This is a genomic window from Roseovarius sp. B-10, from assembly GCF_056859295.1.
In genome coordinates, this window is record NZ_JBSXOE010000040.1 from 12117 (window position 1) to 27352 (window position 15236).

Below are 15236 nucleotides of genomic sequence, written 5' to 3' on the forward strand. Positions count from 1 at the left end.
GGCGGGGGCCTTTTTCGTTGAAGGCGCGTGGGCGAATGGCCTGTTCCTGCCATGCGCATCCTGCCCTCGGCGCGGGACAAGGCGCGTTTACGCGCCGCCGCGCAGCGCCCGACCGCCCGCTCGGGCGGGCGCTTCTGCAACGGCGCAAATAGCGGTGATTTCTAAAGTATCTTGCACCATAAATCGCAGAGCGTAATCGAGTTTGCGCCCACCCGGCGGTCGGGCGCTTCACGCCATCCCCGCCGCGATCTCAGCCCCGCCCGCGGTAGGGCGGCACGCCCTGGTCGGGGATCCACACCCCTTCGGGCGCGGGGCCGGTCTGCCAGAACACGTCGATCGGGATGCCGCCGCGCGGATACCAGTAGCCGCCAATGCGGAGCCATTGCGGGCTGAGGAATTCGACCAGCCGCCGGGCGATGGACACCGTGCAATCCTCGTGGAACGCGCCGTGGTTGCGAAAGCTGGTGAGGTAGAGTTTGAGCGACTTGCTCTCTACCAGCCACGCGCCCGGCACGTAGTCGATCACCAGGTGCGCGAAATCCGGCTGGCCGGTCATCGGGCAGAGCGAGGTAAACTCCGGCGCGGTGAAGCGCACCGCGTAGGCGGTGTCGGCCTGCGGGTTGGCGACGCGTTCGAGTTCCGCCTCCTCGGGGCTTTGCGGCACGCGGGTCGCGCCGCCAAGCTGCGTCAGGTCCTTGTAGATGTCGTTGTCGCTCATCGTGGTCTCCTTTTACACGCCGCGCTTGTTGCCCCAGAGCGTCACGTGCAGTTGCGGCAGAACGGTCGCCGCGAACCAGCCATCGGCCACCACCCGATCCACCAGCCAGCGCATCCGCGCGTCGATGCCCGCCTGGTCCACCACCGCCGTGTCGTCGCCGGGCGGGGGCGGGGTGTGGTTGCCCGGTTGCAGGTAGACGGCCAAGGATGGATACCGCGCTGCTACCTCGCGTGCCCAGTGGTAATCGGCCTCGTTGAACACGACGATCTTGAGCACCGTCGGCGCATCGCCCGCGGCGGCGCGGCAAGCGTCGAATGCTGCCCAGTCCACCGCCATGCCCGACGAGGGCGGTTTGGGGGAAAGCACCAGCATGTCGAGATCGGCGAACCAGTCGCGCGCGACAGAGCCTTGGGTCTCCATCGCGAATCGGTAGCCGCGCGCGTGGCCCATCCCGATCAGCGGGCCAAGCGGCTGGATCGCGGGATTGCCGCCCGAGAGCGTGACGAGGATCGGCCGGTCGCCCGAGAGGCGGGCCACCTCGGCCATCACGTCCGCAGGCGGCATCGGCGCCCATGTGTGGCGATACTCTGCGTCCACCGCGTGCAGGCTGTCGCACCACGAACAGCGGTAATCGCAGCCGCCGGTGCGCACGAATACGGTGGGCTGCCCGATCAGCGCGCCCTCGCCCTGGATGGTGGGCCCGAAGATTTCCGAGACGCGGACGGGATCGGTCACGGCCGGTATTCCGCCCATGTCTTGGGTGTCTCGCTCACCCGCACCGCCGAGACCTCGGGCCAGCGGGCGCGGCACCAGTCGAAGAAATGCCGCGCCATGCGCTCGGCTGTCACGCAACCGTCGCCCAGAACGTCGTTGAGGTGGCGGTGGTCGAGATGGTCGTCGATATAGGACTTCAGCGCAGCAAGGTCGTGATAGTCGCGCACGAATCCGGTCTCGTCGAGGTCCACGGCGGCCAGTTCCACCACCACGATATAGTTGTGCCCGTGCAGCCGCGCGCAGGGGTGTCCCTCACGCAGACCGAAGAGCTGATGCGAGGCGGAGAAGTGGAATTCCTTGGTGATCCGGTACATCAGCGCCCCTCCACCGCGGCCTGCCAGTAATCGGGGTCGTCATAGGCGGTCGGGTCCGCGACCCCGGCGAGGTGGAACGCCTCGCGCCGCTCGACGCAGGTGCCGCAACGCCCGCAATGGCGCGAGCCCCCCTTGTAGCACGACCATGTCTCGGCGAAGGGCACGCCGAGGTGCGCGCCATCGGCCACGATATCGGCCTTGGAGCCGTGGACATAGGGCGTCCAGAGGTTTACCTCGGCCACGCCTTCGAGCGCGTGATCCTGCATCGCCTGGAAGGCGGCGATGAAGCCGGGGCGGCAATCGGGGTAGATGAAATGATCGCCGCCATGCACCGCCGCCGCGACCGCACCCGCCTTTTGCGCCGCTGCCATGCCGAAGGCCACGGCCAGCATGATGGCGTTGCGGTTGGGGACGATGGTGATCTTCATCGTGTCCTCGGCGTAATGGCCGTCGGGCACGTCGACGTCGTCGGTGAGCGCCGAGCCTGAGAGCGCCGCGCCCACGCCGCGCAGGTCCACCACCCGGTGCGGCACGCCGAGCCGCGCCGCGCAGGCGCGCGCGCTCTCGACCTCCTTGACGTGGCGTTGCCCGTAGTCGAACGACAAGAGCGCCGCGAGACGGCGCTCGGCGGCGGTCTTGTGGGCGAGGGTCACGGAATCGAGCCCGCCCGAGCAGATGACGATTGTATCCATACCTTGTGTCCTTGTTTTTTAGAGCGGGTAGGCTGCGACCGCTTGGGCCCGCGCCTTACGCCTTTCGCGCGATCATGGCAAGACGTCCGCCCCGCGCAATTCGCTTGGAGCGCCGCCGCGTGCGCGGCATAACGGGGACATGGAGACCGAGAAACTCGCCTTCGATCATGCGCCGGTCGGGCTTGCCGTGTTGGAGCACCGGATCATCCGCACCTGCAACCGGCAATTCGCCGTGATCTTTGGCGGGGATCCGGGCGATTACGCGGGCGTGCCGCTGGCGCGATTCTACCCTTCGATCGAGGATTACCGCCGGATCGGCTCGGACGCGCTGGCCGTGATGCGCGAGACCGGGCGCTATGCCGACGAGCGGGTGATGAGGCGCGGCTCGGGCGCGCTGTTCTGGTGCCGGGTGCGGGGGCAGTCGCTGACGCCCGACGCGCCGTTCGCGCGCGGCATCTGGTCATTTGCCGATCTCTCGGACGAGCGCCCGCTCGTCGCGCTCACACGGCGCGAGCGCGAGGTGGCGATCCTGACGTGCCGGGGGCTCACGTCCAAGGAAATCGGGCTGGAGCTGGGATTGAGCCATCGCACCATCGAGGTCTACCGCGCCCGCCTGCTGGAGAAATTCGGCGCGCGCAAGCTTGCCGAACTGGTGGCGAAGCTGTCGGGAATGCCGCTCTGAGCCCGAGTATCGTGGGGGAAATGGCCGCTTTTCTCAGGCATCTGCATGCCCTATAAGCGTCGGAAACCATTGCGATGGGCGCGGCCTGCGCGCACCATCGCCGTTACCGAGGAAGCAAATGTCGAACGAAACGCATGAATCGGACGTGGCCTTTATCCGGGCGCTCGCGGAGTTGTTGAACGAGAACGATCTTACCGAGCTGTCGGTCAAGCGCGAATACGGGCAGGACGACACGCTCAACGTGCGGGTGAGCCGACGGGGCGAGATCGTCACCACGCAGGTGAGCAGCGCGCCCGCGGCGCCTGCCGTTGCGCCGGCTGCCGCGGCGTCGGCGCCCGCGGCCGCCCCCGTCGAGCCCGTGGATGACCCGGCGAGCCATCCCGGCGCCGTCACGTCGCCGATGGTCGGCACCGTCTACATGCAGGCGGAGCCCGGCGCGCCCTCCTTTGTGAGCGTGGGTCAGCAGGTGAGCGAGGGCGACACGCTGCTGATCATCGAGGCGATGAAAACCATGAACCACATCCCCGCGCCGCGTGCGGGCACCGTCCGGCGCATCCTGATCGAGGATGGCGCGGCGGTCGAATACGGCGCACCGCTGATGATTATCGAGTGAGGCGGGCATGTTCGACAAGATCCTTGTGGCCAACCGCGGCGAGATCGCGCTGCGCGTGATCCGCGCGGCGCGCGAAATGGGCATCCGCTCGGTCGCCGTCCATTCCACGGCGGATGCCGACGCGATGCATGTGCGCATGGCCGACGAGACCGTGTGCATCGGCCCGCCGGCGTCGTCGGAGAGCTACCTGTCGATCCCCGCGATCATTGCCGCCTGCGAGGTAACCGGTGCGCAGGCGGTTCATCCTGGCTATGGCTTTTTGTCGGAGAACGCCAATTTCGTGCAGATCGTCGAGGATCACGACCTCACCTTCATCGGCCCCTCGGCCGAGCATATCCGCATCATGGGCGACAAGATCACCGCCAAGGACACGATGAAGGCGCTGGGCGTGCCGTGCGTGCCCGGCTCGGAGGGGGGCATCGACGATGTCGCGGCGGCCAAGGCGCTGTGCGCCGAGATCGGCTATCCGGTGATCGTCAAGGCGACGGCGGGCGGCGGCGGGCGCGGCATGAAGGTGGCGCGCGACGAGGGCGAGCTGGAGCGCGCCTTTCTCACTGCGCGGTCGGAGGCCAAGGCCGCGTTTGGCAATGACGAGGTCTATATCGAGAAATACCTGACCACGCCGCGCCATATCGAGGTGCAGGTGTTCGGCGACGGTAAGGGCCGCGCCGTGCATCTGGGCGAGCGGGACTGCTCGCTCCAGCGGCGTCACCAGAAGGTGCTGGAAGAGGCGCCCGGCCCGTGCATCACCGACGAGGAGCGCGCGCGTATCGGCGCGATCTGTGCCGATGCCTGCGCCAATATCAACTATCGCGGCGCTGGCACGATCGAGTTTCTCTACGAGAACGGCGAATTCTTTTTCATCGAGATGAACACGCGGTTGCAGGTCGAGCACCCGGTGACCGAGGCGATCTTTGGCGTGGACCTCGTGCGCGAACAGATCCGCGTGGCAGAGGGGCTGCCGATGTCCTTCACGCAGGAGGAGCTGGTGATCAACGGCCACGCCATCGAGGTGCGCATTAATGCCGAGAAGCTGCCGGATTTCGCGCCGCGCCCGGGCACCATCACGCAGTTTCACGCGCCCGGCGGGCTTGGTGTGCGGATGGATTCGGCGCTCTATGACGGCTATCGCATCCCGCCCTATTACGACAGCCTGATCGCCAAACTGATTGTTCACGGGGCCGACCGCGACACCGCGCTGCGCCGTCTTGCCCGCGCGCTGGGCGAGTTGATCGTGGACGGGGTGGACACCACGGTGCCGCTGTTTCACGCGCTGTTGCAGGAGGAAGACATCCGCAACGGCAGCTACAATATCCACTGGCTCGAACACTGGCTTGAAACCAACCTGCGGGAGTGATGCCCGCCTTCCTGCCCCCCGCGCTGCTGTTGCGCGCCTATGCTGCCGGCATTTTTCCGATGGCCGAGCATCGTGGCGATGCCGAGGTGTTCTGGGTCGATCCGCCGCGCCGGGGCGTGCTGCCGCTGGACGGATTTCACCTCTCGCGCAGTCTTGTCCGCAGGATGCGGCGGGGGGGATATACCGTCACGCTCGATGCCGATTTCGCGGGCGTGGTGGATGCCTGCGCCGACCGGGACGATACCTGGATCAGCGCGCCGATTCGCGAGGCCTACCTGGAGCTGTACGCGCGCGGACACGCGCATTCGCTGGAGGTGTGGGAAGAAGGCGCGCTGGTGGGCGGGGTCTATGGCGTCACGCTCGGGCGCGCGTTCTTTGGCGAGAGCATGTTCTCGCGCCGCGCCGACGGCTCGAAACGGGCGCTGGCGCACCTGGTCGATCACCTGCGGCGCTGCGGCTTCATCCTGTTTGACACGCAGTTCATCACGCCGCATCTGGCGCGGCTGGGGGCTGTCGAGATCGACCGCGCCGAGTATCGTGCGCGGCTTTCGGAGGCGCTGGAGACAGAGGCGGATATAACGGCGCTACCGCTGGAGGGTGACCCGGCTCAGGTGGTGCAGCGCATCACCCAGACATCGTAGCGCGGATGCTCCAGCGCGTTGAGCGCGGGCGAGGAGGCCAGCATCCAGCCGTCGAACCACAGCTTGCCGCCTTGCGTCTCGCGGATGGTGACGTGGGCATAGGCATCGCCCGCCGGGTTGCCCTCGGGGTAGCGGCACTCGGTCAGCTTTACCGTGAGCGAGCCGAACTCGGCGACCTCGCCATTGGCAAGGTCGAGGTCGCGCAGCTCTGTGGTGATCTTGTCCAGCCCGCGCAGCACCGCGCCGCGCCCCGGGGCCGTGTCCTCCTGCGCGCCCGCGCCATGTGCGCAGGCGATCAGCAGACAGGCCGCCACGGCTCGGATCATTGCTCGGCTCCGTCCTCGTTGCCGGATACGAATTTCATCAAGAGCGAGACGAGGCTGACCGATCCTTGGGTGAATTCGATTTCGTCGCCCGGCGCGAAATAGAACGGCGAGCCGCCGGGCAGGATCTCGACGTAATTACCGCCCAGCAGCCCCTCGGACGAGATCGCCACGGCGCTGTCATCGGGGACGTCGATGCCCTCGCTTACGGTAAAGATCGCCTTGGCGCGATAGGTGCCGGGATCGAGGCGCAGCTCGGTCACGCGGCCCACCTTGACGCCCGCGAGGCGCACATCGGTGCCCGTGCTGACGCCGTCGGCGCTGCGGAAACTGGCGTTGAGGGTATATTCCTCGCCCGCTGTGGTGAAGCCGGTGGTCTTGCCGGCATAGGCGACGAAGCCAAGCGCCACGGCCAGCACCAGCCCACCCACGAGGACCTCGGTCTTGTTCTCGGACATGGCTTTGCCCCTATTCCGGCGTCCACGCTTCGTAGTCGCGCCGCTCGACCGGTTCGGGGCGGCGAATCGACCCGGCGGGCGCATAGGCGAGCGGCGTACCGGTCAGGTTCTCCTGATGGGGTTTTTCCCATGCCTTGTGTGGCAGCGGCGCGTCGCTCGGTGGCTCGGCATAGGTGTAGTGCAGCCAGCCGTGCCAATCGGGGCTTACCCGGCTGGCCTCGGCCTCGCCGTTGAAGATCACCCAGCGCTTCTTGCCGTCACGGGAGCGGTAGAAGATGTTGCCCTCCGTGTCCTCGCCCACCTTCACGCCGTTGCGCCAGGTGTAGAACTGGGTGTTGAGCGTCTGCCCGTTCCACCACGTCACGGCGCGCAATAGCGTGTTGAGAATACCCATCAGACCCTCCGGCTCATTCCCTGTCCGATATGGCGGATTTGATGGCAAAGGTCCAGTGCCGCGTGGGCGCGCCCGTGTCCGGGCGCGCCGGAATATCCGGCTCAGCAGGGCACGGTGCGGTAGGTGCCGTCGCCATTCGCATAGGCGCAGCGGTTGGTGCGGGTGTTGCGGGCGATGAGGGTACCCGCCGCCGCACCAGCCAGCGTCGAGAGTACCGTCCATCCGGCATTGGCGTCGAACGCCGCGGCACCGATCAGGCCCGCGCCTGCGCCAAGGGCTGCGCCGGTCACTTCGCGGTTGTCGGTCGTGTCGATGCAGCCTGCCAGTGCGAGGCTCGCAAGTGCACCGATGATCGTGTTGCGTGTCATGTCATGCTCCTTTCCCGCCTGTGGCGGCCTGAGACTTTACCCAGCATAACGCAGGATCGTCCCGGGAAAAAAGCGGCATCGGCAAGGATTAGCCGGTCAGGGGATTGGCGGCGGGCGCTTGCGCCGTGCGCCCGAGAGCGCGTTGCCCGCGATGGCCGCCAGCAGGATCGCCCCGCCCACAAGCGTGGTGGGTTCGGCGCGCTCGCCCAGGAACAGCCAGACCCAGACCGGCCCGAGCACCACTTCGGACATCGACAGAAGCGTGAGTTCGGCGGCGGGGACACTGCGCGACCCGATCGTGTAGAGAATGAGACCGGCGCCGACCTGGAAGACGCCCATGGCGGTGGCAATCCCCGCGTCGCGAGGGGTAAGCGACAGCGACAGGCCAAGCGAGAGGGAGATCACCGCCATGACCACGGTGCCAATGAGTCCTGAGAGCAGCACGGCGGGCATCATCTCGACCGCGCGTCCGCGGCGCAGTGCCACGGTGAACACGGCAAAGCCCAGCGCCGAGCCGAGCGCCGCGAGATTGCCCCTGAGTGCCGCGCCGGAGGTCTTGTCCCAGACCATCACGGCGATGCCGCAGGCTGCCACGGCGATGGCGATCCAGGTGGCGGGGCGCACGCTCTCGCCAAGGATGATGCGCCCCAGCACCGCCGCGATCAGCGGGGCGGCGGCAAAGAGCATCATCGCGTTGGCAACGGAGGTGGACTGGATCGCCGCGATTCCGCCGGTATAGGCCGCGACGAGCGCGGTGCCAGCGATCACGCCGGGCCAGCCCATCGCGGCGATGCGCGCCAGCGGCGCGCGCCCCGAGCGCAGCCGCACCACGACGTAGAGAAACACGCTCATGGCGAGCGATCGGTAAAAGAGGATCTGCCAGACTGCCGCGTCCTCGATCAGGCGGATACCCAGCCCCACGGTGGACCACAGAACGCCCGCCATGAAGACCAGCAGATAGCCCGAGAGATCGCGCTCTGTGGTGGCCGTCATGCTCACGGCGCGCGATCGTCTTCTGGTCCGGGCTGCGGCGGCAGGTGACCTGGCGTGAAGGTGCTCTCGGCGATCACGGGTGGTGCGTCGCCGCGCCGCGCCGCGCGCATCTCGCGCCAGCCGATATAGAGCCCCGAGGCGATGATGAGCGTCATGCCCGCGAGCGTGGCCGGTGGCGGCACCTCGGCCCAGACCACGTAGGCGAGCAGCGCGGCGAAGGGCAGGTAGGTATAGTCGAACGGTGCCACGAGGCTGGCATGGGCGACCTGGTAGGCGCGCGAGGCAAGCATGTAGGCCACCATCCCCACGAGGCCCAGCGCGGCGAGGGGGGTGAAGTCGGCCAGCGTGCCTGCGGGCAGGCCCCAGCGCAGGTGCTGCGTGGCCGCCGTGTCGGGCACGATCTGCGCCACGGCCCAGCCCGCGGGCAGGATCAGAACGCCCGAGAAGGCCAGCGTGTAGAGCCCCACCGTGAGCGTGCTCTCGCGCTCGCCGATTCGGCGGGCGAGGATCTGCGAGGCGGCGTAGCTGAGCCCGCAGAGAAGCGGCAGCACCGCCACCCAGTCGAGCCCGCCGCCGGGCCGCATGGCGATCACCACCCCCGCGAAGCCCACAATGAGCGCCGCCACGCGGTGCGCGCCAATCCGCTCGCCCAAAAACAGCGCCGCCATCAGCGCGGTAAAGAGCGGTGCCGCGAAGAAGATCGTGCTGACCTCCGCCAGCCCCATGAACGGGAAGGACGCGTAGAACATCGAGAATCCCGCAGCAAACAGCGCCGCCCGCGCGAGATGCAGCGGCCAGAGTGTCGAGCGCAGGCTGTGCGGCGCGCCAAGCCAGGCGATGAGCGGCACCAGCAGCATCACCGCCACCACCGAGCGCGCGAAGAGCAGGGGCCAGACCGGGTAGCTCGCGAGCAGCGATTTCATCGCCGCGTCCTGCACCACGAAGAGCAGCATCGCCGCCTTGATACACAGGATGCCGTGCAGGGCGCGCGAGGGGGCCGGGAGGGGATGCGTGCTCATCATCGCCATTGGCGGTTTCCTGTCTTGCGTGGGCGCGGACAGACCGGGGGCGGCGCGGCCCCTCGGTGCGGGGCGCGGGCGCGGACGGTCTGGATGCGTCGAGGGCCGGTGAAATGACCGGTGCGCGCAGGCTCTCATGTCAGAAAGCGACTGTCTTGTCTGATAGCGACACGGGTGGAGGCGGCGTCAGGCGCGGGTGGGGTGGAAGCGACCGGCGGGCGAGAGGGTGAATATCTCGGCGCCCTGCGCGGTCACGCCGATGGAATGCTCGAACTGCGCCGAGAGCGATTTGTCGCGCGTCACCGCCGTCCACTCGTCGTCGAGCACGACGCTGTCGGGGCGGCCGAGATTCACCATCGGCTCGATGGTGAAGAACATCCCCTCTTCGAGCCGCGGCCCGCTGCCCGCGCGCCCGTAATGCAGCACGTTGGGCGGTGCGTGGAATACCCGGCCAAGCCCGTGACCGCAGAAATCGCGCACCACCGACATGCGGTGTGCCTCGACATGGCTCTGGATGGCGTGGCCGATATCGCCGAATGTGGCGCCGGGGCGCACCGCCTCGATCCCCTTCATGAGCGCGTCATGGGTGACCTGGATCAGCCGCTCGGCCTTGCGCGAAGGTTTGCCCGCCACGTACATCCGGCTGGTGTCGCCGAACCAGCCGTCGACGATCACGGTCACGTCGATGTTGAGGATGTCGCCGTCGCGTAGCGCGTCGTCGGCGCGCCGCTTCTCGTGGTCGCGCGAAATGGTCTCGCTGCCGCTCTTGGGGATGGGCGCGCCGGGGATGCCGTGGCAGACCACGTGGTTGACGCTGATGCAGCTTGCGTGGCGATAGCCCTTGTAGCCGATGGTGGCGGATTTCGCCCCGGCGGCCTTGATCTTCTGCTCGATGAGCGCGTCGATGGCCTCGGTGGTCTGGCCCACGAAAATGTGTTCGGATATCTCGTCGAGGATTTGCGCAGCCAGCCGTCCGGCGGCGTGCATGCCTGCGAAATCCGCCGCATCGTGGATGCGGATGCCGTCGCGCGTGGTGCGCCCCCGATGCGTCTGGTTCACGTCATGCCCCGTCGATTTCTCCGTACTTTCCCCCAATTAGGCCGTTTTCGCCGCGAGGACCAGAGGCCAGCGGCAGCGCCGGGCCGATTGTGATGCCGCCGGGCGTGATCTCGGCACGGTGAGCCATCACCTCGACGCCCGCCGCGCGGCCCGCGTCAAACGCCGCGACATAGGCCGGGTCGATATCGGCGGCGGTAGCGAGCGTGGTCGCGTCGCTGCGCTGCACGAGGTAGAACAGCACCGCGCGTCGCCCCTCGCGCGCGCAAGCAGCCAGATCGCGCAGGTGGCGCGCGCCGCGCGCGGTCACGCTGTCGGGAAACTCGGCGTGCCCGGGCGCGCGCGCGAGGGTCACCGATTTCACCTCGATCACCGCCTCGGGCAGACCGGGTCCGCGCAGGATGAAATCGGCGCGGCTCGCTTCGCCGATGCGCTGTTCGGGGCGGACCTCGTCATAGGCGGCAAACGCGGGCAGCGCGCGGGCGGTGAGCGCGGCGCGCAACACGCGGTTGGCAGCACCCGTATCCACGCAGACGAGCGCGCCCCCGGCCGTTTCGGCCAGCCGCCAAGCGTAGCGCAGCTTGCGGCGGGGATCGTCGTTGTGCTCGACCCAGATCGTGGTGCCGGGGGTGGCGAGGCCGGTCATCGCACCGGGATTGGCGCAATGGGCGGTCGTCTCGGTGCCGTCCTCCAGCCGGATATCGGCGAGGAACCGCTTGTAGCGCCTGAGCAGGGTGGCGCGCAGGAGGGGGCTTTGAAACCGCATGGGCGGGGCCTATACCGGGGCCGGACCCACTGCAAGGAAGCCGCCATGCCCAACCCGACCGCCGCCATGCTCGTCATCGGGGATGAAATCCTCTCGGGGCGCACGCGCGACGCCAACATGCATCACCTCGCGCGCGAATTGACCCATGTCGGCATCGACCTCAGCGAGGTGCGCGTGGTGCATGACGACGAAGCGGCCATCGTCGGCGCCGTGCGGGCGCTGAGCGGCGGGTTCGACGTTGTGTTTACCTCGGGCGGGATCGGCCCCACCCATGACGATATCACCGCCGAGGCGGTGGCGCGCGCCTTCGATACGCCCATCGGTGTGCGCGACGATGCGCGGGCCATCCTCGCCGCGCATTACGATGCGCGCGGGCAGGAGCTGAACGAAGCGCGGCTGCGCATGGCGCGCATCCCCGAGGGGGCCACGCTGATCGACAATCCGATCAGCGCCGCGCCGGGCTTTATCCTCGGGAACGTGCATGTGATGGCCGGGGTGCCGTCGATCTTCGAGGCGATGCTCGCCTCGGTGCTGCCCACGCTGACCGGCGGCGCGCCGGTCCTGTCGCAATCCTACGAGGTGCGGCGCGGCGAGGGCGATATCGCCGCCCCGCTCTCCGATCTCGCGGCGCGCTATCCCGACCTGTCGGTCGGTTCCTACCCGTTCATCCGCGACGGCTGTCACGGGGCGCAGATCGTGATCCGCGGGCAGGATGGCGCGCGCCTCGACGCGGCGATGGCCGAACTGGCCGGGATGTTCCCGGCATGATGCCCGATGTCCAGGCGCTCTACGCCGTCACCGAGGCGACATGGCCGTCCGCCGCGACCCGTGCGCTGGGCCCGGTCACGATCCACGAGGGACGGGGCGGCGGCAAGCGTGTGTCGGCGGCAACCGTGACGGGCGCGGCGACAGGGGACGATCTCGACCGCGCCGAGGCGGCGATGCGGGCGCTCGGGCAGGGGCCGCTCTTTCAGGTGCGCGAGGGCGATGACGCGCTTGATGCGATGCTGGAGGCGCGCGGCTACCGCGTGGTCGATCCCGTCAACCTGCATGTCGCGCCGGTGGCCGCGCTGACCGGCGAGACGCTGCCGCGCGTCACCACCTTTACCATCTGGGAACCGCTGGAGATCATGCGCGACATTTGGGCCGAGGGCGGCATCGGCCCCGCGCGCGTGGCGGTGATGGAGCGGGTCGAGGGGCCGAAGACGGGGCTTCTCGGGCGGCTCAGGGATCAACCCGCCGCCGCCGGGTTCGTGGCCATCCACGACGGCGTGGCGATGGTACACGCGCTGGAGGTACGCGCCCGCCACCGGCGCGCGGGGCTGGGGCGGCTGATGATGCTTCAGGCCGCGCATTGGGCCGCCGCGCAGGGGGCGCGACATCTCGCCGTGATCTGCACGCAGGCCAACGAAGGGGCGAACGGGCTTTATTCGGCGATGGGATTTTCCCGCGTCGGCACGTATCATTACCGTCAGAAGGAGCAGCCATGACCCGCAAAGACGACCAGCCCACCGCGCTCGACCTGCCGCCGGTCGATCCCTTGCCCGAGGCGACCGCGCGCTATTTCGAGATATGCGAGGACAAGCTGGGCCTCGTGCCCAACGTGCTGCGCGCGCACGCGTTCGATATCGATAAGCTCGATGCCTTTGCCGGGCTCTACAACGCGCTGATGCTGGCGCCCTCGGGGCTGTCGAAGCTCGAGCGCGAGATGATCGCCGTGGTGGTCAGCTCGATCAACCGGTGCTGGTATTGCCAGGTGGCGCATGGCGCGGCGGTGCGCGCGCTTTCGGGCGATCCCGCATTGGGCGAGGCGATGGTGATGAATTACCGCGTCGCCGATATCGAGCCACGCCAGCGCGCGATGCTCGATTTCGCGGCCAAGGTGACGACGGCAAGCGCCACCGTCGAGGAGGCCGACCGGCAGGCGCTGCGCGATCACGGTTTTTCCGACCGTGATATCTGGGACATCGCCAATGTGGCGGGGTTCTTCAACATGTCCAACCGCGTCGCCTCGGCCACCGGGATGGAGCCCAACCCCGACTACCATTCGCAGGCGCGCTGAGATGCGGGCGCGGCGGGCGGCGTGGCTCGTGGCGCTGCTGCTCCTTGCCGGGGCGGTGCAGGCGCAGGACCTGCCGCTGCCCGAGCGCGCGGAACGCACGGCAGAGGTGATCCGCGAGGCCGACACGGTGCACCTGCCGCAAGGCGCGCTGGAGGGTGGCGCGGTATCGCGGCTGCGGCTCGACGGGACGATTACCAGTCGGGCGTGGCGGCTGCCAGATGGTGGGCAGAGCACACTGGAGCGGATGGCGCCGCTACGCGCGGCGCTGGAAAAGGCGGGGTGGAAAGAGGTATTCTCCTGCGCGGCGGATGGCTGCGGCGGGTTTGGCTTCCGCTTTGCCGTGCCGGTGCTGCCGGCGCCCGCGATGTTCGTGAACCTCTTCGATTACCGTTACCTGCTGGCGCGGCGCGGCACGGGCGAGGTGGTCGAGCATGTCATGCTGTTCGTCAGCCGTGCGGGCGAGCGGGGCTATGTGCAACTCACCCATGTCGGGCCCGCCGGCACGGCAGAGGCGGCGCCCGCCCCGGCCGACCCTGCGCCACAGGCCGGGACGGGATCGTTGGAGGCCACGCTGCGCGAGGCCGGGCACATGGTGCTGCGGGGGCTGGACTTCGCCTCGGGCGAGGCGGTGCTCGGGCCGGGGCCGCACGCGGACCTCGCGGCGCTGGCGGCATTCCTGGCCCAAGACCCCGAAACGCGGATCGCGCTGGTGGGCCATACCGACAACGTCGGCGCGCTCGACGCCAATATCGCGCTGTCGCAGGCTCGCGCCGAGGCGGTGCGCGCGCGGCTCATCGCCGATCACGGGGTCGATGGCGCACGCGTCGAGGCGCGCGGCGTGGGCTATCTCGCGCCGGTGGCGGCCAACGACACGTCCGAGGGCCGCGAGATCAATCGCCGGGTCGAGGTGGTACTCCTGCAATAGATGGATTGGACGGTGCTGTGGGCCCGGTGGATCGCCAGAGCAGCGTTCCCGGACATTTCCGGCCCCTCACGAAGGGGCCATTTTCGTGACGCGCCGGGCCGTCAGCCGTTATCCTGGTTCTCCAGAAAATCGACGAAATGTTGTGTCGGCAGACGCAGGTTCTCGGCCGCCCACACCGCCTCGGTCACCATGACATCGGCAACGTCACGGATGGGAATGGGCACCAGCCCGCCGGTTCCGAAATCGTAGATGCTCTCGGTCAGGATGGTGATGCCCATGCCGCAGGACACAAGCCCGAGAATGCCCACGGAATTGAACGCCTCCTGCACGATCCGCGGGTGAAAGCCCGCCTTGCGGCACAGCGGAAACAGGTAGTCGTAGAAATGCGCCCAGGCCTCTGCCGGTCCGTGCACGAAATCCTCGTTCGCCAGATCGGCGAGCGTGACCGACTTGCGCGATGCCAGGCGGTGCCCTTCGGGCACGATGCAGATCGGACGGTCGGTTTGCACGACACGGCTTTGAAATCCCGGCTGCCGCACCGGGCCGGTGACAAACCCGATGTCGAGCTTGTCGTCCTTCAACTCCTGAAGCTGCGTGGCCGTGACCCCGTGATGCGGGCGCACTGTGATGCCGGGATGTTCATGGTGAAACCGCTTGAGCAGTTCGGGCAGCGCGTCGGCGATGGCGAAATCGGTATAGCCGACGCGCAGCGCCCCGGCCTCGCCGATACTGACGCGGCGGGTAAGGTCGATGGTCGCCTCCATCCCGTTCAGTACCCTTTGCCCGCCCTCGCGAAAGGCGCGTCCCGCATCGGTCAGGCGCACGAAGTTCTGAGAGCGGTCGAACAGCGTGACCTGCAACTCGGCCTCAAGATGCTGGATCGTGCGGGTGAGCGCCGGTTGCGAGATGTGCAGGTGTTCCGAGGCACGTCTGAAATTCAGATCCTCGGCGAGGACCAGGAAATAGCGGATATGGCGGAGGCCGATTTTCATGATACCTATTATGCATCAGAAACTAATCAATTGATATTATACTTGCAGATCGCGCCCGGCTACCCTGCCTGGATAACAAGATCAATAAA

At 67.9% G+C, this 15236-nt stretch carries 21 protein-coding genes; 8 read left to right on the forward strand and 13 right to left on the reverse strand.

Going from position 1 to position 15236, the window contains the following annotated elements; all coding sequences use genetic code 11:
* Window positions 1-250 precede the first annotated feature (250 nt).
* The 4 genes from queF to queC are packed head-to-tail and all read right to left on the reverse strand — an operon-like array spanning window position 251 to window position 2498.
* Window positions 251-718, reverse strand: a complete 468-nt coding sequence (queF, locus tag AC13D8_RS16310) for a preQ(1) synthase (RefSeq protein WP_482969711.1) — start codon at window positions 716-718, stop codon at window positions 251-253.
* A 12-nt stretch (window positions 719-730) separates the two neighbouring features.
* The gene (gene queE, locus AC13D8_RS16315) at window positions 731-1471 is read right to left on the reverse strand and encodes a 7-carboxy-7-deazaguanine synthase QueE (protein ID WP_482969712.1); all 741 of its coding nucleotides are present in this window, start codon (window positions 1469-1471) and stop codon (window positions 731-733) included.
* Window positions 1450-1806 (reverse strand): 6-pyruvoyl trahydropterin synthase family protein, encoded by a 357-nt coding sequence (locus AC13D8_RS16320; RefSeq protein ID WP_104017098.1) that lies wholly within the window; start codon window positions 1804-1806, stop codon window positions 1450-1452. Before AC13D8_RS16320 ends, queE begins: the two co-directional genes overlap by 22 nt.
* Window positions 1806-2498, reverse strand: coding sequence for a 7-cyano-7-deazaguanine synthase QueC (queC, locus tag AC13D8_RS16325; RefSeq protein WP_482969713.1), 693 nt, complete (start codon window positions 2496-2498; stop codon window positions 1806-1808). The genes AC13D8_RS16320 and queC overlap by 1 nt, the downstream gene beginning before the upstream one ends.
* 139 nt (window positions 2499-2637) lie before the next feature.
* Here queC and AC13D8_RS16330 point away from each other — a divergent pair, with 139 nt between their 5' ends.
* The 4 genes from AC13D8_RS16330 (at window position 2638) to aat (ending at window position 5791) form a co-directional block, all read left to right on the forward strand.
* Window positions 2638-3180, forward strand: a complete 543-nt coding sequence (locus AC13D8_RS16330) for a PAS domain-containing protein (protein ID WP_482969714.1) — start codon at window positions 2638-2640, stop codon at window positions 3178-3180.
* Between the two features lie 118 nt (window positions 3181-3298).
* Window positions 3299-3793, forward strand: a complete 495-nt coding sequence (gene accB / locus AC13D8_RS16335; RefSeq protein ID WP_482969715.1) for an acetyl-CoA carboxylase biotin carboxyl carrier protein — start codon at window positions 3299-3301, stop codon at window positions 3791-3793.
* 7 nt (window positions 3794-3800) lie between these two features.
* Window positions 3801-5150: an acetyl-CoA carboxylase biotin carboxylase subunit gene (gene accC, locus AC13D8_RS16340; protein WP_482969716.1), complete on the forward strand. Its 1350-nt coding sequence runs from the start codon at window positions 3801-3803 to the stop codon at window positions 5148-5150.
* Window positions 5150-5791, forward strand: coding sequence for a leucyl/phenylalanyl-tRNA--protein transferase (aat, locus tag AC13D8_RS16345; RefSeq protein WP_482969717.1), 642 nt, complete (start codon window positions 5150-5152; stop codon window positions 5789-5791). Before accC ends, aat begins: the two co-directional genes overlap by 1 nt.
* Here aat and AC13D8_RS16350 read toward each other — a convergent pair.
* From AC13D8_RS16350 to sfsA, 8 genes are all read right to left on the reverse strand, one after another.
* Complete coding sequence (locus tag AC13D8_RS16350; RefSeq protein ID WP_482969718.1) at window positions 5758-6117, reverse strand: DUF2155 domain-containing protein; 360 nt, start codon at window positions 6115-6117, stop codon at window positions 5758-5760. The two genes, aat and AC13D8_RS16350, sit on opposite strands and share 34 nt — an antisense overlap.
* Complete coding sequence (gene mlaD / locus AC13D8_RS16355) at window positions 6114-6572, reverse strand: outer membrane lipid asymmetry maintenance protein MlaD (protein ID WP_129432018.1); 459 nt, start codon at window positions 6570-6572, stop codon at window positions 6114-6116. Before mlaD ends, AC13D8_RS16350 begins: the two co-directional genes overlap by 4 nt.
* 10 nt (window positions 6573-6582) lie before the next feature.
* Entirely contained in the window at window positions 6583-6966 is a 384-nt protein-coding gene (locus AC13D8_RS16360; RefSeq protein WP_104017090.1) for an NADH:ubiquinone oxidoreductase subunit NDUFA12, read from the reverse strand.
* 101 nt (window positions 6967-7067) lie between these two features.
* Window positions 7068-7334 (reverse strand): glucose-6-phosphate isomerase, encoded by a 267-nt coding sequence (locus AC13D8_RS16365; RefSeq protein WP_129432019.1) that lies wholly within the window; start codon window positions 7332-7334, stop codon window positions 7068-7070.
* A gap of 96 nt (window positions 7335-7430) precedes the next feature.
* On the reverse strand, window positions 7431-8327 hold the full coding sequence (locus AC13D8_RS16370; RefSeq protein WP_482969719.1) for a DMT family transporter: 897 nt from the start codon (window positions 8325-8327) through the stop codon (window positions 7431-7433).
* A gap of 2 nt (window positions 8328-8329) precedes the next feature.
* Complete coding sequence (locus tag AC13D8_RS16375) at window positions 8330-9346, reverse strand: DMT family transporter (protein ID WP_482969720.1); 1017 nt, start codon at window positions 9344-9346, stop codon at window positions 8330-8332.
* Window positions 9347-9532: 186 nt separating this feature from the next.
* Complete coding sequence (gene map, locus AC13D8_RS16380; RefSeq protein ID WP_482969721.1) at window positions 9533-10405, reverse strand: type I methionyl aminopeptidase; 873 nt, start codon at window positions 10403-10405, stop codon at window positions 9533-9535.
* 1 nt (window position 10406) lies between these two features.
* Window positions 10407-11168 carry a DNA/RNA nuclease SfsA gene (sfsA, locus tag AC13D8_RS16385; RefSeq protein WP_482969722.1) on the reverse strand — a complete coding sequence of 254 codons (762 nt, stop codon included), beginning with the start codon at window positions 11166-11168 and terminating at the stop codon, window positions 10407-10409.
* 45 nt (window positions 11169-11213) lie between these two features.
* On the opposite strand from sfsA, the gene AC13D8_RS16390 reads away from it, so the two are divergent.
* The 4 genes from AC13D8_RS16390 to AC13D8_RS16405 are packed head-to-tail and all read left to right on the forward strand — an operon-like array spanning window position 11214 to window position 14155.
* The gene (locus AC13D8_RS16390) at window positions 11214-11936 is read left to right on the forward strand and encodes a competence/damage-inducible protein A (RefSeq protein WP_482969723.1); all 723 of its coding nucleotides are present in this window, start codon (window positions 11214-11216) and stop codon (window positions 11934-11936) included.
* A complete protein-coding gene (locus AC13D8_RS16395; protein ID WP_482969724.1) occupies window positions 11933-12658 on the forward strand; it encodes a GNAT family N-acetyltransferase in 726 nt (241 codons plus the stop codon). Before AC13D8_RS16390 ends, AC13D8_RS16395 begins: the two co-directional genes overlap by 4 nt.
* Complete coding sequence (locus AC13D8_RS16400) at window positions 12655-13230, forward strand: peroxidase-related enzyme (protein ID WP_104017082.1); 576 nt, start codon at window positions 12655-12657, stop codon at window positions 13228-13230. Before AC13D8_RS16395 ends, AC13D8_RS16400 begins: the two co-directional genes overlap by 4 nt.
* 1 nt (window position 13231) lies before the next feature.
* Window positions 13232-14155, forward strand: a complete 924-nt coding sequence (locus AC13D8_RS16405; protein WP_482969725.1) for an OmpA family protein — start codon at window positions 13232-13234, stop codon at window positions 14153-14155.
* 101 nt (window positions 14156-14256) lie between these two features.
* On the opposite strand, the gene AC13D8_RS16410 is transcribed toward AC13D8_RS16405, so the two are convergent.
* Window positions 14257-15147: a LysR family transcriptional regulator gene (locus AC13D8_RS16410; RefSeq protein WP_482969726.1), complete on the reverse strand. Its 891-nt coding sequence runs from the start codon at window positions 15145-15147 to the stop codon at window positions 14257-14259.
* Window positions 15148-15236: the final 89 nt, after the last annotated feature.